At 72.0% G+C, this 21,223-nt stretch carries 26 protein-coding genes, 1 tRNA gene and 1 pseudogene; 18 read left to right on the plus strand and 10 right to left on the minus strand.

The annotated features are described in order from the left end of the window. Positions 1-176 precede the first annotated feature (176 nt). The 4 genes from MNOD_RS50525 to MNOD_RS04775 all read right to left on the minus strand — a co-directional run bounded on the left by MNOD_RS50525 (position 177) and on the right by MNOD_RS04775 (position 1,466). Positions 177-359: a hypothetical protein gene (locus tag MNOD_RS50525; protein WP_198157623.1), complete on the minus strand. Its 183-nt coding sequence runs from the start codon at positions 357-359 to the stop codon at positions 177-179. Then, on the minus strand, positions 325-459 hold the full coding sequence (locus MNOD_RS49900; RefSeq protein ID WP_280113449.1) for a hypothetical protein: 135 nt from the start codon (positions 457-459) through the stop codon (positions 325-327). Before MNOD_RS49900 ends, MNOD_RS50525 begins: the two co-directional genes overlap by 35 nt. A gap of 8 nt (positions 460-467) precedes the next feature. Next, positions 468-1,061, minus strand: a complete 594-nt coding sequence (locus MNOD_RS04770; RefSeq protein WP_198157582.1) for a hypothetical protein — start codon at positions 1,059-1,061, stop codon at positions 468-470. A 313-nt stretch (positions 1,062-1,374) separates the two neighbouring features. Beyond that, positions 1,375-1,466 (minus strand) — tRNA-Ser (locus MNOD_RS04775). Positions 1,467-1,593: 127 nt separating this feature from the next. On the opposite strand from MNOD_RS04775, the pseudogene MNOD_RS04780 reads away from it, so the two are divergent. The 3 genes and pseudogenes from MNOD_RS04780 to MNOD_RS04790 all read left to right on the plus strand — a co-directional run. After that, a pseudogene (locus MNOD_RS04780) lies at positions 1,594-2,272 on the plus strand (polysaccharide deacetylase family protein); the annotation flags it as partial. Positions 2,273-2,313: 41 nt separating this feature from the next. Next, positions 2,314-2,553 carry a CobW C-terminal domain-containing protein gene (locus tag MNOD_RS04785; protein ID WP_083786658.1) on the plus strand — a complete coding sequence of 80 codons (240 nt, stop codon included), beginning with the start codon at positions 2,314-2,316 and terminating at the stop codon, positions 2,551-2,553. A 45-nt stretch (positions 2,554-2,598) separates the two neighbouring features. Continuing rightward, positions 2,599-2,913, plus strand: a complete 315-nt coding sequence (locus tag MNOD_RS04790) for a hypothetical protein (RefSeq protein ID WP_043748083.1) — start codon at positions 2,599-2,601, stop codon at positions 2,911-2,913. Between the two features lie 71 nt (positions 2,914-2,984). Here the strand turns inward: MNOD_RS04790 and secB are convergent, their stop codons facing one another. After that, on the minus strand, positions 2,985-3,491 hold the full coding sequence (secB, locus tag MNOD_RS04795) for a protein-export chaperone SecB (RefSeq protein WP_015927704.1): 507 nt from the start codon (positions 3,489-3,491) through the stop codon (positions 2,985-2,987). A gap of 361 nt (positions 3,492-3,852) precedes the next feature. On the opposite strand from secB, the gene MNOD_RS04800 reads away from it, so the two are divergent. From MNOD_RS04800 to rho, 4 genes are all read left to right on the plus strand, one after another. After that, positions 3,853-4,578 carry a Tim44/TimA family putative adaptor protein gene (locus MNOD_RS04800; RefSeq protein ID WP_015927705.1) on the plus strand — a complete coding sequence of 242 codons (726 nt, stop codon included), beginning with the start codon at positions 3,853-3,855 and terminating at the stop codon, positions 4,576-4,578. A 16-nt stretch (positions 4,579-4,594) separates the two neighbouring features. Then, positions 4,595-5,818, plus strand: a complete 1,224-nt coding sequence (gene mltA / locus MNOD_RS04805) for a murein transglycosylase A (protein WP_015927706.1) — start codon at positions 4,595-4,597, stop codon at positions 5,816-5,818. Next, positions 5,815-6,375, plus strand: a complete 561-nt coding sequence (locus MNOD_RS04810; protein WP_015927707.1) for a Smr/MutS family protein — start codon at positions 5,815-5,817, stop codon at positions 6,373-6,375. The genes mltA and MNOD_RS04810 overlap by 4 nt, the downstream gene beginning before the upstream one ends. Positions 6,376-6,724: 349 nt before the next feature. After that, positions 6,725-8,035, plus strand: coding sequence for a transcription termination factor Rho (gene rho / locus MNOD_RS04815; RefSeq protein WP_015927708.1), 1,311 nt, complete (start codon positions 6,725-6,727; stop codon positions 8,033-8,035). A gap of 143 nt (positions 8,036-8,178) precedes the next feature. On the opposite strand, the gene MNOD_RS41265 is transcribed toward rho, so the two are convergent. The 3 genes from MNOD_RS41265 to MNOD_RS04825 form a co-directional block, all read right to left on the minus strand. Further along, a complete protein-coding gene (locus MNOD_RS41265) occupies positions 8,179-8,418 on the minus strand; it encodes a hypothetical protein (protein ID WP_050783283.1) in 240 nt (79 codons plus the stop codon). Further along, positions 8,336-8,842, minus strand: coding sequence for an acyl-homoserine-lactone synthase (locus tag MNOD_RS50530; protein ID WP_083786325.1), 507 nt, complete (start codon positions 8,840-8,842; stop codon positions 8,336-8,338). Before MNOD_RS50530 ends, MNOD_RS41265 begins: the two co-directional genes overlap by 83 nt. A gap of 89 nt (positions 8,843-8,931) precedes the next feature. Then, a complete protein-coding gene (locus MNOD_RS04825) occupies positions 8,932-9,669 on the minus strand; it encodes a LuxR family transcriptional regulator (protein ID WP_015927709.1) in 738 nt (245 codons plus the stop codon). 382 nt (positions 9,670-10,051) lie between these two features. On the opposite strand from MNOD_RS04825, the gene MNOD_RS04830 reads away from it, so the two are divergent. From MNOD_RS04830 to panC, 11 genes are all read left to right on the plus strand, one after another. After that, entirely contained in the window at positions 10,052-11,068 is a 1,017-nt protein-coding gene (locus MNOD_RS04830) for an AAA family ATPase (RefSeq protein ID WP_015927710.1), read from the plus strand. Between the two features lie 188 nt (positions 11,069-11,256). Beyond that, complete coding sequence (locus MNOD_RS04835; RefSeq protein WP_198157624.1) at positions 11,257-12,108, plus strand: DUF58 domain-containing protein; 852 nt, start codon at positions 11,257-11,259, stop codon at positions 12,106-12,108. Beyond that, entirely contained in the window at positions 12,095-12,556 is a 462-nt protein-coding gene (locus MNOD_RS04840) for a DUF4381 family protein (RefSeq protein WP_015927712.1), read from the plus strand. Before MNOD_RS04835 ends, MNOD_RS04840 begins: the two co-directional genes overlap by 14 nt. Before the next feature lie 2 nt (positions 12,557-12,558). After that, a complete protein-coding gene (locus MNOD_RS04845) occupies positions 12,559-13,533 on the plus strand; it encodes a VWA domain-containing protein (RefSeq protein WP_015927713.1) in 975 nt (324 codons plus the stop codon). After that, positions 13,530-14,450 (plus strand): vWA domain-containing protein, encoded by a 921-nt coding sequence (locus MNOD_RS04850; protein ID WP_015927714.1) that lies wholly within the window; start codon positions 13,530-13,532, stop codon positions 14,448-14,450. Before MNOD_RS04845 ends, MNOD_RS04850 begins: the two co-directional genes overlap by 4 nt. Then, positions 14,450-15,355: a hypothetical protein gene (locus tag MNOD_RS04855; protein ID WP_015927715.1), complete on the plus strand. Its 906-nt coding sequence runs from the start codon at positions 14,450-14,452 to the stop codon at positions 15,353-15,355. Before MNOD_RS04850 ends, MNOD_RS04855 begins: the two co-directional genes overlap by 1 nt. A 152-nt stretch (positions 15,356-15,507) precedes the next feature. Further along, positions 15,508-16,806, plus strand: coding sequence for a BatD family protein (locus MNOD_RS04860; RefSeq protein WP_015927716.1), 1,299 nt, complete (start codon positions 15,508-15,510; stop codon positions 16,804-16,806). Positions 16,807-16,897: 91 nt separating this feature from the next. After that, positions 16,898-17,770, plus strand: a complete 873-nt coding sequence (bla, locus tag MNOD_RS04865) for a class A beta-lactamase (RefSeq protein WP_015927717.1) — start codon at positions 16,898-16,900, stop codon at positions 17,768-17,770. A gap of 13 nt (positions 17,771-17,783) precedes the next feature. Continuing rightward, positions 17,784-18,257 carry a Cys-tRNA(Pro) deacylase gene (ybaK, locus tag MNOD_RS04870; RefSeq protein ID WP_015927718.1) on the plus strand — a complete coding sequence of 158 codons (474 nt, stop codon included), beginning with the start codon at positions 17,784-17,786 and terminating at the stop codon, positions 18,255-18,257. 139 nt (positions 18,258-18,396) lie between these two features. Further along, on the plus strand, positions 18,397-18,729 hold the full coding sequence (locus MNOD_RS04875) for a hypothetical protein (protein ID WP_015927719.1): 333 nt from the start codon (positions 18,397-18,399) through the stop codon (positions 18,727-18,729). Between the two features lie 119 nt (positions 18,730-18,848). Continuing rightward, positions 18,849-19,721: a pantoate--beta-alanine ligase gene (gene panC, locus MNOD_RS04880; RefSeq protein ID WP_015927720.1), complete on the plus strand. Its 873-nt coding sequence runs from the start codon at positions 18,849-18,851 to the stop codon at positions 19,719-19,721. A 68-nt stretch (positions 19,722-19,789) separates the two neighbouring features. Here panC and dapD read toward each other — a convergent pair whose 3' ends face one another. Both dapD and MNOD_RS04890 read right to left on the minus strand, forming a co-directional pair. Then, the gene (dapD, locus tag MNOD_RS04885) at positions 19,790-20,635 is read right to left on the minus strand and encodes a 2,3,4,5-tetrahydropyridine-2,6-dicarboxylate N-succinyltransferase (RefSeq protein WP_015927721.1); all 846 of its coding nucleotides are present in this window, start codon (positions 20,633-20,635) and stop codon (positions 19,790-19,792) included. Between the two features lie 98 nt (positions 20,636-20,733). Next, positions 20,734-21,183 (minus strand): cyclic nucleotide-binding domain-containing protein, encoded by a 450-nt coding sequence (locus tag MNOD_RS04890; RefSeq protein ID WP_015927722.1) that lies wholly within the window; start codon positions 21,181-21,183, stop codon positions 20,734-20,736. Positions 21,184-21,223: the final 40 nt, after the last annotated feature.

Consider the following 21,223-nt stretch of genomic DNA (forward strand, 5'->3'; position numbering starts at 1 on the left):
TATTTCGGGATGTGACAGCTTGGCGATTAGTCATGCGCTACCCCTTCAAGGCGCAGACTTGGTCTGGATTGGCGCCAACATGTCAGCGAAAACTGCACATTGAAAGTACAATGTGTGAATCGCTTCAGATTGGCAGCGGTTGCATTGTGCACCAATTCTCCGTCGCGACGCACCACTCAAGCTCGCGAGACCACGATGCGCGGCCTGCAGGCGCTACTGGGTGGACTCCGCCGCCGGAGTGAAGGCGAACGTGTCTCTGCACCCGCGCTGCCGTTCAGAAGGTCAGCCCCGAGACTACCTTTGATCGTGTCCGGGCCGCCATAGTCATTGATCGTATCGTTCCCGTCGTTGCCAATCAGGAGCGCCCTTGCGCTTCAGGTTGGCGAGCTGCAGCCGGAAGGGGCCGTGCCCGACCGTGTTCGGATCCGGGAGCAGGTAGCCCCGGAAGATCACGATCACGGGCTCGCTCAGCTTCGTGGCCGGCTCTGCACCCATTCGGGCGCGAAGGCCACGCGCTGGCCCTGGGTCTCCCCTTCCAGGCGAAGCTCGGCGAAGACCGGGCCCATGCCGAGCCGATGACTGCGCTCGATCTGCCGGAGCATGCGGTTGATGTGGCCGACATCCTTGTTGGCCGTGGCGATCTCGATGCCCGCGACGAGCACGCGTTCCTGCCACCAGACCCGGAAATCGAGGGCATCGTTGCGGGTCAGCTCCGTAACGGGCTTGTCTCCGACCACCTTCAGCAGGTTGGCGAGGGCGCGCTTCTTCGGGTTGGCCCATTTGCGCAGTTGGTCCGGCGAGAGGTCCTGGCGCGCGGCCCCGGTCAGGGTCTCGTACTGGTCGAACAGCTGCGAGAGCAGCACGACCGGAACGGGTTCCTTGCCCAGGACTGCGCCGCGCGTGGCGGGATCGTCGGCAACGTCGCGGGCGGCCAGCGCTTCGATGCGGGCCAGGATCTCGGCGAGCGGCTGGGCCGCGACCTCGGCCGCCGGCATGTAGCTGAAGCCGAGCTGGTGGGCGCGCTTTGCGCGCGGCGTCGTAGCGCGCCTTCGCCTCCGCACTCTGCCCACTCGCGAGGCCTTGCCAGTAGGCTTCGAGATCGCTGTTCATCTGCGCGGCCGCGCGGGCGGCCCGCACGCCTCGGGGGTCGTCGGCGATGCGGATGTGGGTGGATCGCTTGACGATGCCGCGCCGGTCCAGGGCAGCGAACGGCGCGGGGACGCGGCGCACGAAGTGCCAGAAGCCTTGGCGTCGCGTCAGGACCTCGGGCATCGGGAGCCGGCCGTGTTGGACGAAATCGTGCCCCGCCGGCGGACAGCTCGTCAACAATCTCGGCTATCTAACTGATTTTATGGTGGAAATCCGAGAAGGCTCTGGCGGAGACGGAGGGATTCGAACCCTCGAAGCCCCTTTCAGGGCTTGCTCATTTAGCAAACGAGTGCCTTCAGCCGCTCGGCCACGTCTCCGGGTCGGATCGCTCTAGGGAATCAGCGGGATTCGGTCAACCCGGTTTCGCAGCTTCGCCGTGGATGCCCGGGTTGAGCGCGGGAGCGCGGCTCGCGCCAATGACGGCATCGGCTGTGGAGGTGCAGCATGGCCAAAGAGACCTTCGTCGCCTACGGCGTCGACGTCGATGCGGTGGCGGGCTGGCTCGGCTCCTATGGGGGCGAGGACAGCCCCTGAGACATTTCCCGCGGCGTCTTCGCCGGCCGGGTCGGCAGCATGCGCCTCCTGCACCTGTTCGAGCGCTGGGGCATCCAGACCACGTGGTTCATCCCCGGCCACTCCATCGAGACCTTCCCGGAGGAGATGAAGGCCGTGGCGGCCACCGGCCACGAGATCGGCATGCACGACTACAGCCACGAGAACCCGATCGCCATGATGCCCGAGCAGGAAGAGGCGAAATTCGACCGGTGCGTCGCCCTCATCGCCGGCCTCGCCGGACAGCCGCCCCGGGGCTACGTCGCGCCCTGGTGGGAGTTCGGGCCGAAGACCAACGAGCTCCTTCAGGCCAGGGGCCTCCGCTACGACACTCGCTGATGCACAACGACCATCACCCCTATTACGTCCGCATCGGCGGGGCCTGGACCAGGATCGATTACGGCCAGACCCCTCGGCCTGGATGAAGCCGTTCGAGCACGGCACCGAGACCCGCCTCATCGAGATCCCGGCCTCGTGATACCTCGACGACCTGCCGCCGATGGTCGGTCCGAACCGGTCCTCGCATCACAGGACGATCCGTATGCCGACATCCGGTCGGTGCTCCTGGAAGCCGGTCCCCTGGACTGGATCCGCTTCGGGCTCTGGCTCTCGATGCTGCTCCATCGCCACGGCGACCGCGTGCTGCGGCTCAAGGGGCTCGTCGCGGTGGAGGGCAGCGCGACGCCGGTGGTGATCCGGGGCGTGCAGCACCTCATCCACCCATCGGTCCATCTGGCCGCCTGGCCGGAGGGGAGGGCGCGCACCCGCCTCGTCGCCATCGCCCGGGACCTCGACCCCGCCCTGCTGCGGCGCTCCTTCGCGGCCTTCACGCGGGCGTCAGGCGGTCCTTAACGAAACCTGTCTAGAGCCTGTCGCGACCGCAACGGGTCGGGAGGGATGCCGGTGAACGCATGGGTGCCGAAGGAACTCGCCGCGAGGCTGAGCGAATTGCCGCGCCGCCCCTGCCCCCTCAGCGAGGCCGGGCACGAGCCGCACCGGCCGGTCTTCGCCGAGATCCTCGACCGGACCGGGCACGGCACCGGCCACTTCGTGCGCCTGCCGCAGAGCATGGTCGAGATGATCACCCGCGAAGCCAGATCGGCCGCGGAGCCCGCCGCCCCACAGCCGGCTCCGCCCGCGGCTCCGGAGCCGGAGCCGGAGCCCGCGGGTGCCGGCAAGCCGAAGAGGCGCCGCGCCCGCAAGGCCGCGTGACCGGAGGGCCGGCGCCGGTCCGGCTCGGCCCGCAGACGGGCCGGGCGTGCGCGGCGCTCCGGCCCTCGTCCTCAGGCGTTGGGCTGGCCGGCCTGCGCCTGGGCCTCGACGGCCTTCTGGCGGTAGAGGCCCACGAAATCGATCGGGTCGATGTAGAGGGGCGGGAAGCCGCCGTTGCGCACCGCGTCGGCGACGATCTGCCGGGCGAAGGGGAACAGCAGGCGCGGGCACTCGATCATCACCGCCGGGTGGATCTGGTCCTGCGGGATGTTGAGCAGGCGGAAGATGCCCGAATAGGTGAGCTCGAAGGCGAAGAGCACATCGGCGCCGATCTTCGCATCGCCCTCCAGGCGCAGGTCGACCTCGAAATCCGCCTCGGCCAGCTGGCGGGCGTTCACGTTCACCTGGATGTTGATCTGCGGGCCCTGGCCCTGATGCGGCTGCAGCGAGCGCGGCGCGTTCGGGTTCTCGAAGGAGAGATCCTTGGCGTATTGCGCCAGCGCGTTGAGGGTGGGCGCGAGGTCGTTGGGCTGCGCTGCGGCGCCACCGTTGCCGTTCGGGAACGGGGAATCGGCCATGGTGGGGGTTTCCTTCGAGAGATGTTCTTCGATCCAGTGCCGCCGCCCTGGCGCGAAAAGGGGCGCGCGCGGCGGCCGCGAAGCCGCTATCATGCCGGCCTCGCGCGAACAAGCTCGGGGCACGCGTCATCCTGCAACCGGCCCTTCCCCTGCGGCATCGATCCGGCTGGCCCACCGGGCGGGCCGCCGGCGCCTGGAAGCGGCGGATGGGCGGACCCATATGGAGTTGGGCCCCGGTGCGGCCCGGCGCGAGGCTCGATTCCGGCGCGCGGCTTGCCTTCCACCGAGGCCGATGCCAAAGCCGCCGGGCAGGCATTCAGGCCCGGGCGGAGCGCGAGCGGCCGCCACGATCGGATCGGTGATGCAGGACTCCCTCGACCTTACGACCCTCATCTTCCTCGGGCTTGCGGTCTTCGTGATCTGGAAGCTGCGCTCGGTCCTCGGCCAGAAGACCGGCAACGAGCGGCCCCCGTTCAATCCCCTTCTCCGCCGCCGCGAGGAGCCGCCGCCGGCGCCCCGCGAGGGCGGGGACAACGTCGTGCGGCTGCCGGGGGCGGGTGCCGACCGCGGCGCGGCGGCGCCCGTCGCCGCCACGGTGCCGCGCAACTGGAAGGGCGTGGTCGAGCCGAACTCCCCGGCGGCGCGCGGCCTCGATCTCGTGCTGCAGCAGGAGCCATCCTTCGATCCCCGTGCCTTCACGGACGGGGCCAAGGTCGCCTACGAGACCATCGTCATGGCCTTCGCCAAGGGCGACCGCAAGACGCTGAAGAGCCTGCTCTCCCGCGAGGTCGCGGACGGGTTCGAACGGGCGATCCAGGCCCGCGAGCGCGCCGGCCAGACCGTCGAGACCACCTTCGTGTCGATCGACCGGGCCGAGATCGTCGGCGTCGACGTGCGCAACCGCGTCGCGCAGATCACCGTGCGCTTCCTGTCGAAGCTCATCACCGCGACCCGCAACCCGCAGGGCGCGGTGGTGGATGGCAGCCCGGACACGGTCGTGGACGTGACCGACGTGTGGACCTTCGCCCGCACCCTCGGCAGCCGCGACCCCAATTGGCAGCTCGTCGCCACCGAAGCCGGGCAGTGAGCGCGAGCCGATAGGGATGCCGCCTGGGTTCGGCCTGATCCGCGCTGCGCTCATGGCCGCGCTGGCCGTCGGCGGCGCCAGGGCCGAGCCGCTGCAGGTCGGCGAGGCGGTGCTGGAGCCCGTGGCGGTGTCCCGCCTGCCCGGCTTCGCGGCGGACGACCTCGGGGCGGCGCTCGCCGCCTTCCGCGCCTCCTGCGCGCAAATGTCCCGCCCCGTTCCCGCGGAGGCTATTCCCGGGAGCCCGAGCCAGGACCTCGCCGCCGCCTGCGCCGCCGCGCCGGCCGATCCGGCCGGCGCCCGCAGCTTCTTCGAGACCTGGTTCGATGCCTACCGCATCACGCGGCCGGCTCGGGCTGCACCCTCCGAGCGGCAGGCGGGCTTCCTCACCGGCTATTTCGAGCCGGAACTCCAGGGCTCCCTCGTGCCGACGCCGGATTTCACCGTGCCGGCGCTCGCGCGCCCCGACGACCTCGTCTCCCTGGAGCCGGGCGAGACCCTGCCCGGCCTCGAGGCCGGCCTGCGCGCCGCCCGGCGCCTGGAGGCCGGCTTCGCCCCCTATCCGGACCGGGCCGCGATCGAGGACGGGGCGCTCGGGCAGCGGGCGCGGCCCCTCCTCTACCTGCGCGACGCGGTCGACCTCCTGGTGCTGCAGGTGCAGGGTTCCGGGCGCGTGCGGCTCACCGACGGCCGCGTGGTCCGGCTCGCCTATGACGGCCGCAACGGCCAGCCCTACACCTCGGTGGCCCGCCTGCTCGTGACGGAGGGCCACCTGCCCCTGGAGGGGCTGACGCTCGCGCGCTGGACCGCGTGGCTGCGCGCCAACCCCGAGACGGCCCGGCGCCTCATTCGCCGCAACGCGGCTTACGTCTTCTTCCGCCTGGAGGAGTCGCCGCCGGAGGCGCCCGGCCCCCTCGGCGGGGGCGGCGCGCCGCTCACGCCCGGCCGCAGCCTCGCGGTCGATGCGGCGCTCTGGCGCTACGGCCTGCCCTTCTGGCTGGAGGGAAGCCTGCCGACGCCCGAGGGTGGCGCCGTGCCCCTCGCCCGGCTGGTGATCGCGCAGGATACCGGCTCGGCGATCGTCGGCCCCGCCCGCGGCGATCTCTATCTCGGCACCGGGCCGGTGGCCGGCGCGGTGGCGGGCCTGCTGCGGGACCCCGCCCGATTCGTGGTGCTGCTGCCCAAGGCCGACCCTCGCACGGCCGATCCCCTCGCGCCCGCCGCGCCGGAGCCCCGGCCGTGAGCGCCCCGCGCCGTCCGCGCGAGCGGCGCCTCACCCCCGACGAGCGCCGGCTCTGGGCGGAGATCGCCCGGCAGGTGACGCCGCTCCAGGGGCGCAGCCTGCCGCCCGAGCCGCCGTCTGTCCCCGAGCCCCCTCCCCCGGCGCCGGTCCGCGCGACCATGGCGCGGGCCGTTCCGGCGGCGGCGCGCCCGAAACCGGCGCTGCCGCCGCTCGCGCCGATCGAGCGGCGGGTCCGCACGGCCCTGCGGCGGGGATCACGGACGGTCGACGCCGTGATCGACCTGCACGGCTTGCGGCAGGCAGAGGCGCATGCGGCCCTCGTCGCCTTCCTGCACCGGTCGCGGGGGGCCGGGCATGTCCTGGTTCTCGTCGTCACCGGCAAGGGCGGGCCCGGGGACGACCCTTACGCGGAGCGCGGGGTGCTGCGCCGCAGCGTGCCCCATTGGCTGCGGCTGCCGGACCTGCGCCCTCTGGTGCTCGGCTTCGAGGAGGCGGCGCTCCACCATGGCGGCAGCGGCGCCCTCTACGTGCGGCTGCGGCGCCGGGGCGGGGCGTGAGGCGAAAATCGTGGGGAGATCCCTGGATCAAGGCCACCAATGTTAATGCGCGCCCGGCGGAAACGGCGTGAGTATGGGGGTCCAAGCCTGGGAGAACGCCCCCTTTTCGCGCGCCAGGGCCTTGAGTCCACCCCCAGAAACCGCTACATAAAGGCATCCCCTCCTAAAGGTCAGGTCACGTCGCTCGCGAGCCAAAGGCTCAATCCTCGCGACCTTCCGGGACGACAGGCGACGATCCGCGACCGGTTTTCCGGTTCACAGGCACACGCCCCCCGCTCCGGCCCTCTGCGGCCCGAGTCGATCCCGAGATGACACCTCCCAGCACCTCGCTCTCACAGCCTGAACTCCGATGATCGAAGACACCATCGCACCCATCGAGACCTTCACGCCCCCGATGCGGGAGGTGAAGCTCCAGGACCTCAAATCGAAGACTCCCACCGAACTGATCGCCTTCGCCGAGGAGGTCGAGGTCGAGAACGCCTCGACCATGCGCAAGCAGGAACTGATGTTCGCCATCCTGAAGCAGCTCGCTGCCAAGGATGTGGAGATCATCGGGGCCGGGACGGTCGAGGTGCTGCAGGACGGGTTTGGCTTCCTGCGCTCCTCCGATTCCAACTACCTGCCGGGCCCGGACGACATCTACGTGTCGCCGACCCAGATCCGCCGCTTCGGCCTGCGCACCGGCGACACCGTCGATGGCCCGATCCGGGGGCCGAAGGATGGCGAGCGCTACTTCGCGCTGCTCAAGGTCAACACCATCAACTTCGAGAACCCGGACAAGATCAAGCACAAGGTCCATTTCGACAACCTGACGCCGCTGTTCCCGACGCAGCGCTTCAAGCTCGAACTCAGCGAGCCGACCCGCAAGGACTACTCGCCGCGGGTCATCGACATCGTCTCGCCGATCGGCAAAGGCCAGCGCGCCCTGATCGTGGCGCCGCCGCGCACCGGCAAGACGGTGCTGATGCAGAACATCGCCCAGTCGATCACCATCAACCACCCGGAATGCTACCTCATCGTGCTGCTCATCGACGAGCGGCCCGAGGAGGTCACCGACATGCAGCGCTCCGTGAAGGGCGAGGTGATCGCCTCCACCTTCGACGAGCCGGCGACCCGCCACGTCCAGGTGGCCGAGATGGTGATCGAGAAGGCCAAGCGCCTCGTCGAGCACGGCCGGGACGTGGTGATCCTGCTCGATTCGATCACCCGCCTCGGGCGCGCCTACAACACGGTCGTGCCCTCCTCCGGCAAGGTGCTGACCGGCGGCGTCGACGCCAACGCCCTGCAGCGGCCCAAGCGCTTCTTCGGCGCGGCCCGCAACATCGAGGAGGGCGGCTCCCTCACCATCATCGCGACCGCCCTCATCGACACCGGCTCGCGCATGGACGAGGTGATCTTCGAGGAGTTCAAGGGCACCGGCAATTCCGAGATCATCCTGGACCGCAAGGTCGCCGACAAGCGCACCTTCCCGGCCATCGACATCACCCGCTCCGGCACCCGCAAGGAGGAGCTGCTGGTGCCGCCGGACACGCTCAAGAAGACCTACGTGCTGCGCCGCATCCTCAACCCGATGGGCGTCACCGACGCGATCGAGTTCCTCCTCGACAAGCTGCGGCAGACGAAGAGCAACGCGGATTTCTTCGATTCCATGAACACCTGATCGAGCCAGAGCATTTTCCGACGAAGGGGATGCCGGTTCGTCGCAGACAATGCGGCACAATCAAAAACCTGGAGCAGGGTCTGTTCACGGTGGAACGGACCCTGCTCCAGGCGGCGCCCCGCGGGGCACCGTTTCGGTTCGCGTCAGGCGGCGTAGTGGCTGGGGAGCACGATCTCCCGCCGCCGCTCGTCCACCACCTCGTCGTGCGAGAGTGCCGGCCCGCGCAGCTCGTAGGCGGCGAGGCTCGCCGCCGCCGTCCGGGGCGTCCAGCGGGCGTAGATCGGCACCAGCGGCTTGCCGTCATACGGATAGGGCAGCCCGAGCGGCTCCACCTGCCAGCCCAGCGTGATCAGCCGCTCGACGATGATCGGGTGGGTCTGCACCAGCAGGCCCTCGATGCCGAGCAGGCCGACCGCCTCGGACGACGGCCGCGAACTGGTAGCCGGCGATCGGATCGAGCGCCCGGCTCGAATCGCGCTTCCAGGGCGCCGCCGCGCAGCGCGTCCACTCGTAGATGCGCGGCCCCGTCGGGGCCCGCGCCCCCCGCAGGATCTCCGGATAGACGTGGCTCTGCAGGTGCGGCCGCGTCGTCGGCAGCAGGCGCGCATAGGAGATCACCTCGCCTCCGTCCACACCCACCAGATGGATGCAGTCCGGGCCGTCGAACTGGTCCTTCTCCCGTCCGTCCGGCTTGCGGCAAGCCTCCCACTTCAAATGCTCGACGAAAAAGCGGTGCCGGAATCGATAAACCTGTTCGATAAGCGCCGCATGATCGTCGCAGTTGCTGCGATCGATTAATTTGATCATCGCATTATCCCCGACCAACGCGGGCAGATAATGGAAGATCTTGCTCGGGGCGAAAATACTGTAAATTTACGGTAGCACTGAGCCGGCGATCAGTCGATGAGACCGTGCCGGATCGCCTCGGCGATCAAATGGACACGGTTGGCGACGCCGAGCTTGCGGGCCGCATTGTTGAGGTAGGCCTCGACCGTGCGCTGAGACAGGGAGAGGATCTCGGAGATCTCCCAGCCCGTCTTGCCGGCGGCGGCCCACCGCATGCACTCGATCTCGCGGGCGCTGCAACGCGGCGGCTGGCGCTCGGGATCGGCGGGGTTCGACGGCATCGCCGAGAGGGCCCGCGCCGCCGAGAAGGCGTAGATCGCGACGAGGTGAAGCCCGGCCCGGGCATCGTCCGACAGGTCCATCCGGGATGCGCCGAAGGAGACGCCGGCCTCGCGCCCGTCGATCCGGTGGATCGGCACGCAGAAGCCCTGGTTGAGCCCGAAGGACGGCGACTCGTTCATCACCGTCGCGGGGCCCGGATCGCTGCGGTCGTAAGGCGCCTCGTCCCACATGAACGGATCGAGGGTGCGGCGGATCTGGGCGATCACTGGATCGACATGGATGTAGCGCCGCTCGGTGTAGCGCTTGGCCCATTCCATCGGCCAGCCCACCAGGAGCGAGCAGTCGTTCAGGTTCTCGCCCTGGCGATGGGGCAGGCCGGTCACGATGAACGAGTCGTAGCCGAAATAGCGCCCAGCTTCCTTCAATTCGGAGAACAGCGCGGTTTGCGAGGATGCGGCCTGCAGCCGCCCGATCACGTCGAACGTTGCTTGTCGGACCGAATCCATCGCTGTCACGAACTCCGCCACGCGGCGGCGCGGGAGGATGCCACCGGTCAATTATCTTCGATTACGCTGACGATGCATGGCAAGTCCATGGTGTTGGGAGACGGCCGTGAGGCGCATGGCGGATCCGCCGCGGCTCCTCTGCCCGCATGGGCGCGCCGTTGACGGGTGCCCGGGCCCGGATCCCGCATCCCTCGTGCCCGTTCGTCTCGCGAACATGTGTTCTCTTGGATCCCTTCTCTTGGACTGCGGTCGGGATTGACGCTCGCCCCGACCTGCGTCCTCATCGGCCGACGAGCGGGCTTCAGCGACAAGGCCCGCCGCGAGGAGACGGCCGGATGGCGTGGAGCGCGGTCCCGACAGCAAAGCGCAGGTGCAGCGCGCGATGAGGCATGCGGATCTCGCCTTGCCGCCCGCTGCCGCGACCGTCCCGCGCGACGACGGCGAGTTGCTGCGCGAGCGGGTGCTCACCCTGCGGGCCGGCCTGGAGGAGGGGCTGATCGGCTGCCGCGGGCTGGTCGAGCGGCTGCTGATCGGCCTGCTCACGGGCGGCCACCTTCTGATCGAGGGAGCGCCCGGCCTCGCCAAGACGCGGGCGGTCAAGCGCCTTGCGGACGGGCTGCACACGGGCTTCGCGCGGGTGCAGTGCACCCCCGACCTGATGCCGGCCGACCTGACCGGCACCACCGTCTGGCGGCCGGACGGGGGGCGCTTCGAGTTCCTGGCCGGCCCCCTGTTCCATTCCCTGGTCCTCGTCGACGAGATCAACCGGGCGCCGCCCAAGGTGCAGTCGGCCCTGCTCGAGGCCATGGCCGAGCAGCAGGTGACGGTCGCCGGCACCACCCACCCGCTGCCCGATCCCTTCATGGTGGTGGCGACCCAGAACCCGATCGAGCATGCGGGCACCTACCCGCTGCCGGAGGCGCAGCTCGACCGCTTCCTGCTCCACGTGGTGGTCGAGATGCCGGACGAGGCCTCCGAGCGACGCATCCTCGATCTCGTCGAGGGCGAGATGAATGCGGAGGCCGCCCCGATGCCGGTGCGCCTCACCGCCGAGGACCTGCGCGCCGCGCGCGCCGCCGCCCTCAGGACCTACGTGTCCCCGGCCTTGAAGGACTACCTCGTGCGTCTCGTCGCCGGCACCCGCAGCGACGCGATCGCGCCCGATCTGCGGGCGGCGATCGAGCACCCGGTCTCGCCCCGCGGCACCCTCGCCCTGATGATCGCCGGCAAGGCACGGGCCTATCTGCACGGGCGCGACCACGTGGTGCCGGAGGACGTGGCGGCGCTCGCCGCCGACGCCCTCTCCCACCGCCTCGCGCTGACCTGGCGCGCCGCCGCCGAGGGACAGACCGCCCGCGGCCTCGTCGCAGGTCTGCTCGAACGGGTGCGGCCTCTCTAAGCAGAGTTGGCAGGCCACCGCTTCGTCCGCTTCGGTTTTTGCTGTGTCGCAGGTTTTTGACGGAAAACCGCATGGCACTTTTCCGAAACCTGCTGAGGAGCCCGGCCGTGGCCCGCCCCGTCCCGCTCGACCCGGCCGACGGCGATCCCTTCGCCGCTCGGGGGGTTGCCCTCGATGCCGCCGCGCTGATGGGCCTACGCCATCTCGCCCGGCGCGGGGCGGGCCGCGCGACCCGCAACCTTGTCGGCCTGCCGGGCGGCATCGTCACGCGGCGGCGCGGGCGCGGCTCCGAGCCCGACGACGTGCGCCCCTACGCCGAGGGCGACGACGTGCGCCATATCGACCGCAACGCCACCGCCCGCACCGGCACCCTGCACACCCGTACCCACCACGAGGAGCGCGACCGCGCCGTCCTGCTGCTGGCCGATTTCCGGCCCTCGATGCTGTTCGGCACGCGCCGGGCGCTCCGCTCGGTCGCTGCCGCGGAGGCGCTCGCCCTCCTCGGCTGGCGCATCGTCGGGGACGGCGGCCGCATCGGCCTCGTCGTCGCCTCGGCCGATCCCGAGCCGATCAGCCTGCGCCCGACCGGCGGCGGACGCGGCATGGGCGCGCTCGCCGGGGCTCTCGCCCGCGCCCATGCGCTCGCCCTGGCGGCTCCTCTGCGGCCGGATCCTCCTCTGGTTCCGGCCCTCGCCCGGGCCCAATCGCTGCTGCCGGCGGGCGGCCACCTCGTGATCGCGAGCGCCCTCGACGATCCCGGCGAGGGGTTCGAGGCCGCGCTCACGGCCCTCGCCGAGCGGGTCTCGCTCAGCCTGATCCTGGTGAGCGATCCCTTCGAGCGCGCGCCGCCTCCCGGCCTCTACCCCTTCGCGACGCCGGACGGGCAGCGGGGCACGGCGCGGGCCGGGCGCCGGCCGCCTTCCGCCGACGACCGGCTCGCCCGCTGGGCCCGGGCCGGGCTGGAGGGCGTGCGGCTCGACGCCGAGAGCGGGCCGGAATCCTTCGCACCCCTGATGGAGCGGCTCGATGCCGTGCTGTGAGGGCGCCCTCTCTCCGGCCGTCCAGGCGGCGCTCGCGGATCTGCGCGGCCTGCACCCGCCGCCCGAAACCGGCAGCCTGCGGCTCGACGTGCTCGCGGCCATCGCGCTCGGCCTGATCCTCGCCGCCCTCGTGCTCGCGGCGCAGGCGGCGATGCGTCGGCGCAGGATGTCCGTGCGGCGGGCCGCGCTCGCGGAACTCGCCGCCTCCCGCGGGCTCGACCCGCCGGGACGTCTGGTCGCGCAGGCGCGGCTCCTCGCGCGCCTCGCCCGGACCCTCGGCATCGAGGGCGAGGACAGGGCGGCGGCCTTCGACCGCCTGTTCGCGACCGACTTCTTCACAGCCGGGCCGGGCCGGGCGCTCACCCGCGACCTCTACGCGCGCGCCGCACCCGACCTCGACGCGATCGATGCCGGCCTGAGCCACCTCCTCGCACGCATCCGGGCCTGACCATGGCGATGCCGCTCACCGCCTTCGACTTCGCGGCGCCGCTGCTGCTGTTGCTGCTGCCGCTGCCGCTCCTGGTCGCGCGCCTGCTGCCGCCGGAGCGGTCGGGGGGCGCCGGCGCCCTCGTGGTGCCCGCCTCCATCGTGGCCCGCATCGGCCGCGGCGAGAACCTGCTCGCCCGGGCGCGCCGGCAGACCTTCCTCGCCTGGCTGCTCTGGATCGCCCTCGTCGTGGCGCTCGCGGGGCCCCGCCTCGTCCTGCCGGCTGCCGCCCTCCCGGCTTCGGGCCGGGAGATCATGCTGGCCCTCGACCTCTCGGGCAGCATGGAGCGGGTGGATTTCTCCCTCGACGGGCGCAACGTCGCGCGGCTCGCGGCGGTGAAACGGGTCGGCGCCGATTTCATCCGCCGCCGCGCGGGCGACCGGATCGGCCTCGTGATCTTCGCCGATCAGGCGGATGTCGCGGCCTCCCTGTCCTTCGACACCGCCTCGGTGGCGCATGCCCTCGACGAGGCGCAGATCGGCCTCGTCGGCCGCTCGACCGGCATCGGCGACGGGCTCGGCCTTGCCCTCAAGCGCCTCGACGCCACGCCGGCGCGCGAGAAGGTGGTGGTGCTGCTCTCGGACGGCGCCAACAATGCCGGGCAGACGACGCCGCACGATGTGGCAGCCCTCGCCCGCGAACTCGGCATCCGGGTCCACACCATCGCGCTCGGACCCCGCGACTTGTCGGATGCGGAGGGCGATCCGGACGTGGTCGATACGGAAGCCCTGCGCGACGTCGCCACGACGAGCGGCGGGCGCTTCTTCCGGGTGCGCACCACCGACGACCTTGCCGCCGTGGCCGATTCCATCGACGCCATCGAAGGAGGCCGGGCCAAGGCTCCGCCCGTGCCGCTGCGCCGGGATCTCTGGCCCTGGCCCGGCGGGCTCGCCCTGCTCACGGCCGTCGGGCTGCTGCTCACGAGGCGCATGGCATGAGCGATGCCGTGACCCTTCTGCGCCCCTGGTGGCTCCTCGCGCTGCCGCTTCTGGCGCTGCTCGCGTGGCGCGCGGCCTTCCGGGCCGCGCCGCTCGGGGACTGGATGCGCGCCATCGAGCCGCGCCTGTTCGCGAGCCTGCGGGCGCGCGGCGCCGTGCTGCCGGGGCGGCGGCAGGCGCAGGGTGCGCTCGCGGCCACGGCCGCGATCCTGGCGCTCGCGCTCACCGGTCCGGCCTTCCGGCGCAGCGACGCGGCGGGATTCCGCAATCTCGACGCCATGATCCTGGTGATGGACCTCTCCCGCTCCGTCGCCGAGGGCGGGCGGCTCGACGAGGCGCGGGGCGTCGCCCAGAGCGTCGCCGAAGCGGCGGGCACCCGGCAGGTGGCCCTCATCGTCTATGCGGGCGACGCCTATCTGGCGGCCACGCCGACCACGGATCGCGAGGTTCTCGGCACCATCCTGTTCGCCCTCGACGGCGCCACAATCCCCGACCGCGGCAGTCATCCGGCCCGCGGCCTCGCGCTCGCCCGCCGCACGCTGGCCGAGATGGGCGCCGTCGCGGCGGATGTCGTGCTGCTGTCGGATGGCGGCGGCATCGACGACCCGGCGCGCCGGGAGGCCACCGGCCTCGCCCAGGACGGCCACCGGCTGCACACGCTCTTCGTCCCCACGCCCGCGCTGCCGCCCGAGGCGCCGCGGCCCGACCGCGCCGCCCTCGACCGGCTGGCCGGGATCGGCGGCGGCACCGCAGGGGAGGCCGATGCCCCCTCTCTTGTCCTCGCCGCTGTGGGCGAGACGACCGCCCGTCACCTCTCGGCCGGGGGCTACGCGGTGCTGGTCTGGCAGGATCTCGGGCGCTGGCTCCTGCTCGGCGCCCTGGCGCCGGCCCTGCTCCTGTTCCGCAGGAGCGCCTGATGCCCTTTTCCCCCGCCGTCCCCGCCGGCCGCCCGGCTCTCGCCCGCCCGAGCCTCGGCGGGACCGGCCTGCTGCTCGTCGCCGCAGCCGCGCTCGCCGGGCTCGCCCTGCTGGCCGTGCCGCGGGCGACATTCGGCCGGGCTCTCCTCGCCGCGGGCCTGCCCGACCTTGCGGCACGCGTCGCCGACGATCCGGGCTGGCGCGGCACCGCGCTCTACGCCGCAGGGCGCTACCGGGAGGCCGCGGCGGCCTTCGCGGAGGCCAAGGGCCGGGCGGCCGCCTATAATCACGGCAATGCGCTCGCCAGGGCCGGCGACCTCGCGGGGGCCTTGCGGGCCTACGAGGATCTCCTCGCCCGCGATCCCGGCAACGAGGATGCGCGGGCCAACCGCGACCTGATCGCCCGCCTGCTCGACGAAGCCCTGACCCTGGGCAGCCAGGCGGCGGGCGAGGCCAATGCCCGCGCGGACCAGACCACGCGCTACAATGCCAAGGCGAGCAGCGATCCGGACGATCCCGGGAACAACTCCTTCGGTGAGGGCCTCGCGGGCAACCGGGAGGCCTCGGCGGCGGCCGACTCGCCCGGCACCTCGAAGGCGGCGCGGACCGGCAAGGCGGAGCAGCGCTCCGTCGATCCCGGTCGCGGTGAGGCACGCGGCTCGGCCAGCGACGCCGAGGGCGGCGGGCGCAGCGGCGGCGGCATCGCCAGCGTATCCCAGATCGTGGAGCGCGAGGCGCGTCGCATCTCGAAGAGCTTCGAGGCCAAGGAGATCCGCGCCGACCGGCACTGGCTCACCACCATGACGGATGATCCCGGCCGCTTTCTCAAGCGTCGCCTGGAGGCCGAGCACCTGCGCCGGCAGGAGGCCGGTACGGCGGTGCAACCGGGGAGCAACCCGTGGTGATGATACTGCGTCGGCTATCTTTCCGTGCCGCAGCACTCCACAAAACCCGCGGGAACCCCTCTCCCGTGCGGGAGAGGGGTAGGGGTGAGGGCCCAGGTGGTTCAGCAAGGGGACTGAACCGGCCCGCTGCCAGCACCACGGCTTCAGAATCATTGCGGAACGGTCCGGGACCCTCACCCCTACCCCTCTCCCGCACGGGAGAGGGGGTCCGCGTCGCGCTTCCTCTGCCGGGCTGGAAGGCCGCCGCCCTCGCCCTCCTCCTCACCTCGCCGGCTCTCGCCCTGGAGCCCGGCGACCTCACCCTCACGGTGACGCCCGAGACCGGCGGCAATGCCACGCCCTATCCGCGCGAGATGGTGCTGCTGCATATCCGCGGCACCTACCGGGCTCAGATCACCCTGGAGGACCTGCGCCAGCCGCCGCTGCAGAACTTCAGCTGGACCCAGCTCGGGCGCGACCGCTGGTTCAAGACCAGCGTCGACGGCCAGGAGGCGCGCGGGTTCGAGCGCGTGGTCGCGGTCTTTCCCCAGCATGCCGGGCAGTTCACCATCGACCCCTTCGTCCACCGCCTGACCATCGTCGATGGCGGTGGGCGTCGGGTCGTCGACGTGCCCTCGGCGCCCGTGCCCCTTGCGGTGAAGGCCTGGACCGGCCCGGGCGGCCCGGAGGTCAAGGAGCCGTGGTGGCTGCCCGCCTCTGCCGTGACCGTCACGGATGTGTGGAACCCGGAGCCCGAGACCCTGAAGGTCGGCGAATCGGCGCGCCGCACCGTCATCATCGAGGCGAAGGGGATGACCGGCGACGGCCTGCCGCCGCGCCCGATCATGCGCACGCGCGGCGTGCTGACCTTCGCGGGGCCGACCGAGCGGCAGACCGTGATCACGCCGACCGGCCCGGTCAGCCGCGCCACCTATCAGTGGGACGTGCGCCCCGGCGTGTCCGAGCCAGTCACGCTCAGTGAGATCCGGGTGCCGTGGTTCGACACGGTTTCGCGCACCATGCGGGAGGCCGAGATCCCGGCCCGCATCGTGGGCAGCCGCGCCAAGGCCGACCCGGACGAGGCCGATCGCCCGCCGCCCCGCTCACCGTGGCTCGCACCGCTCGCGAGCCTTGCCGCCTTCGGGCTCGGATTGATTTTATTTGCCGGCTTCAGAACAACATCGGATCCACGTATCGGCCTCCTGCGCGCCCTGCGGCGGGCCGCCCGCCGCGGCGACGGCTTGAGCGTGCGGGCGCTCCTGTCCGGCGCGGATCCGGCGCTGGCCGACCATTGGCGGCGCGACCCTGCGACGGCGCCCCATCTCGCCGCCCTCGACCGGGCGCTGTTCGGGCCGGGCGAGACCCCGATGCCGGACCTGTCCGCCCTGGTCCGGGCGCTCGCGGCGAGCCGCCCGCCCTTCCGGCGCCCGTCCGCGCCCGATCCGCTTGCGTCTCTCGACGGTCTCCGCTGAAACGCCGCCGTTCGGCCACGCCGCCTGCCCGGAATGGCCAAGGTTGCGCGCGAGCCTCCGCGCCCCGAATCGCCAGAACCGGAGCGCAGCCATGCCGAGCCTCACCCGCCGCGCCGCCCTGATCGGCAGCCTTCTCCTCTCCTGCGCCGCCCGCGCCGCGGAAGGGCCGGAAGAGGCCATCGCGCGGCTAGCGGCCCTGGAGCGGCAGGATGGCGGACGCCTCGGCCTGACCGTCCGCGACACCGGAACCGGACGCGTCCTCTCCTACCGGGCGGACGAGCGTTTCCCGCTCTGCAGCACGTTCAAGGCCGTGGCGGCGGCGGCCATCCTCGCCCGGGTGGATCGCGGCGAGGAGAGCCTGGAGCGCCGCATGACGTACGGCCCGGAGGATCTCGACACCTATGCGCCGGTGACGGGCCGCCGCGTGGCCGAGGGCGGGATCAGCCTTGGCGACGCCTGCGCGGCGGCCGTGATCTGGAGCGACAACACCGCCGGAAACCTGATGCTGCAGGCGCTCGGCGGGCCGGAGGGCGTCACCGCCTTCGCCCGGGCGCAGGGTGACACGGTCACCCGGCTCGACCGCACCGAGCCGACCCTCAACACCGCGATTCCGGGCGATCCGCGCGACACGACCAGCCCGGCCGCAGTGACCGGCCTGCTGGAGCGCGTGCTTCTCGGCCCCGCGCTCATGGCGGACAGCCGCGCCCGGCTCCTCGGCTGGATGACCGAGAGCCCGACCGGCACCAAGCGCCTGCGGGCCGGCCTGCCGCCGGGCTGGACGGTTGCCGACAAGACCGGCACCGGCGAGAACGGCACCGCCAATGTGGTGGCCCTGGTGCGCCGCCCGGCGGGTGCGCCGCTCCTCGCCAGCGTGTATCTCACGCAATCGCCGTCCGCGCCGGAGGCCCGCAACGGCCTTCATGCCGAAGTCGGGCGGCTGATCGCCCGCACCTTCCCGTCCTGATCTGCCCGTCCGCATGTCCAAGACCACCCGCGCCACTCTGGCCCTGACCAAGGCGGGCGTGCCGTACAGCATCCACGCCTACGCGTACGACCCGGACGCCGCGCGCATCGGGCTCCAGGCGGCGGAGGCGCTGGGCATCGCGCCCGAGCGCGTGCTGAAGACCCTGATGGCGCAGGTGGACGGCAAGCCGGTCTGCGCGCTGGTGCCCTCGGACCGGGAGGTCTCGCTGAAGAAGCTCGCGGCGGCCTTCGGCGGCAAGACGGCCGCGATGCTGCAGCCGGCCGAAGCGGAGCGCCTGACGGGCTATCACGTCGGCGGCATCTCGCCCCTCGGCCAGAAACGCGCCGTGCCGACCCTGGTGGAGGAGGAGGCGCTGCGGCATGAGCGGGTCTTCGTGAATGGGGGGCAGCGGGGCCTGCAGGTGCAGCTCGCGCCGGCGGATCTGGTGGCTTTGCTCGGCGCCCGAACCGCCGCGGTGGTGACCTGAGGCGGGATGACCGGGCTTGCGGCGGGCCGGATGCCGGACACGGCGACGGGGTGTTAACCATGGCGCCGCACAGTTCGGATCCCGGGCCTGAACGGGCCGGATGCGCGGGGCGAGGGAGCCGGACGTGAGAGCATCGGGGATGGCCGCGCGGGCCCAGACGACCGCCCTGGCCGGCCTCGTCGGTCTGATCTGGATGATGGGCGCCGCCGAGGCCGCAGATCTTGCTGAGCCGGCTTACTATCCGGCCCTGCGGTATTTCCCGCGCAGTGACGAGGAGGTGGTGCGGCGTGCTCCGCCGCCTGTCCCGGTCGCCGCCTGCTTGCCCGGATCCGCGATCGTGCCGACGAACGGGCCATTCGATCCGAGCTATGTCGGCTCCTCCTTCGGCCTCGGCAAGCCGAGCTACTACGGTCTCACGCCGCCGCCCGGTATCGATGATCCCTATGGGCGCCGCCTGCGCATCTGTCCCTGACCGGGGCTGACACCGCGGCACGGCCAGGGCCGGCCGGCGCAGCCTCTCCGCCCGGAGGGCGGGTTTCGCTCCTGCGCCGCATGCCCTAGGGTCCCGCCGTTTCGATGCCGGAGCCCGCGATGACCGCCCTGTCCCCCTCCCCTGCCGCCGAGACGGTCGCGCGGCTCGGCGACGTGCCCGCTCTGAGGGCGCAGGTCCGGGCGTGGCGGGCGGCCGGCGAGAGCGTGGCCCTGGTCCCCACCATGGGGGCGCTCCACCAGGGGCACCTGACCCTGGTGCGGCGGGCGCGCGAGACCTGCCGGCGCGTCGTCGTCAGCATCTTCGTCAACCCGACGCAGTTCGGCCCCAACGAGGATTTCGCACGCTATCCCCGCGACCCGGAGCGCGACATCGCCCTGCTCGGCGAGGCCGGGGCGGATGCCGCCTACCTGCCGGATGTCGGCACCATGTACCCGCCGGGCTTCGCCACGACGGTGAGTGTCGGGGGATTGACGGAGGTGCTGTGCGGCCCCTTGCGGCCGGGGCATTTCGCGGGCGTCGCGACCGTGGTGACGAAGCTGCTGCTCCAGGCCCTGCCCGACCGGGCGCTGTTCGGCGAGAAGGATTACCAGCAGCTCCAGCTAATCCGCCGCTTCGTGCACGACCTCGACATCCCGGTGGCGATCGAGGGCGTGCCGACGGTCCGGGAGGCCGACGGGCTCGCGCTCTCGTCGCGCAACCAGTACCTCTCGGCCGCCGAGCGCGCGGTGGCTCCGCGGCTCAATGCGGTGCTGCGCCGCGTCGCCGAGGCGGTGCGGGGCGGGGCCGAGACGGCGCCCGCGCTGGCGGAGGGCCGGGCCACGCTCGAGGCGGCCGGCTTCGGGCCGGTGCAATACCTCTCGGTGAACGACGCCGAGTCGCTCGCGCCGCTCGACCGCGTGGCCGGGCCGGCCCGGGTGCTCGCGGCGGCCTATCTCGGCCGCACGCGGCTCATCGACAACGTCGCGGTGTGACCTGCCGCTCTCCGGACGCTTCGTCCGGAGAGCACGGCATCGCACTTGAGGGTCACGTCTGCCGCGGCTCAGTCGCGCAGCAGCTCGTTGATGCCGGTCTTCGCCCGGGTGCCGGCATCGACGCGCTTGACGATGACGGCACAGTAGAGCGAGGGGCCGGGCGTGCCGTCCGGCAGCGGCTTGCCGGGCTGCGTGCCCGACACGACGACCGAATAGGGCGGGACGCGGCCATACATCACCTCGCCCGTCGCCCGGTCGATGATCTTGGTCGAGGCGCCGATATAGACGCCCATCGAGAGCACGCTGCCCTCGCCGACGATCACGCCCTCGGCCACCTCGGCGCGGGCGCCGATGAAGCAATTGTCCTCGATGATGACCGGGTTGGCCTGGAGCGGCTCCAGCACGCCCGCAATGCCGGCACCACCGGAGATGTGGCAGTTCTTCCCCACCTGCGCGCAGGAGCCGATGGTCGCCCAGGTATCGACCATGGTGCCCTCGCCCACATAGGCGCCGAGATTGACGAAGGAGGGCATCAGCACCGCGCCGGGGGCGATGTAGGAGCCGCGGCGCACCACGGCGCCCGGCACGGCCCGGAAGCCCGCCGCGCGGAAGCGGTCGGCATCCCAGCCCTCGAACTTCGAAGGCACCTTGTCCCACCACGCCGCGCCGCCCGGGCCGCCGGGGATGACCGACATGTCGTTGAGGCGGAAGGACAGCAGCACCGCCTTCTTGAGCCATTGGTTGACCTGCCAGTCGGCGCTGCCGGATTTCTCCGCCACGCGCGCCTGACCGGAATCGAGGAGGGCCAGGGCGGCCTCGACGGCCTCGCGCACCGTCCCTTGCGTGGTCGGGCCGACGCTCGCGCGGTCCTCCCAGGCGGCTTCGATGGTCCGGGCGAGATCGGCGTGCGACATGGCGAGATCCTGGCAGTGCAGTCGGGGCGCCTGCTTAGCAAAGCCCCGCCGCCGCTGTCATCCCGGCTCAAGTCCGGACCGGTGACGGGTCGGAGGTTTCAGTCCGGCCGCGCGACCCGCAGGCGCGTCAGGTCCTGCGTGAGGGAGGCCAAATCCTCGGCGAGCGCGTCGTGAATCGCCGCCGCCGCATCGGGAAACACCTCCAGTACCCGGCGCATCAGCGCACGGGGGATCACCATGACCTCGGCGGCGCTCGCGGCGCGGGCCGTGGTCGGGCGCTCCTGGGGCAGGAAGAGCGCGATCCGGCCGATGAGGGTGGCCGGGCCGGCCTCGACCGGCGGCGTGCCGGGCAGACGGGGATCGAGGCGGATCGTGCCGTGCAGCACCACGTAAGCCCCGTCCGCCGGATCGCCCCGCTCGAACAGCACGGCCTCCGGCGCAAGGGAGCGGCGCTCGGCGGCGAAGCCGATCAACCGCAGGGCGTCCCGGGTCATCAATCCGAAGAGCGGGCTCGAAGCCAGGATCGCGATGTCGTCGTCGAGCGCCAACGGCCCCGGCCTCCCCCACCGCCCGGGGGCGGTCGACGCC

This window comes from Methylobacterium nodulans ORS 2060 (genome assembly GCF_000022085.1).
Taxonomy (GTDB): Bacteria; Pseudomonadota; Alphaproteobacteria; order Rhizobiales; family Beijerinckiaceae; genus Methylobacterium; species Methylobacterium nodulans.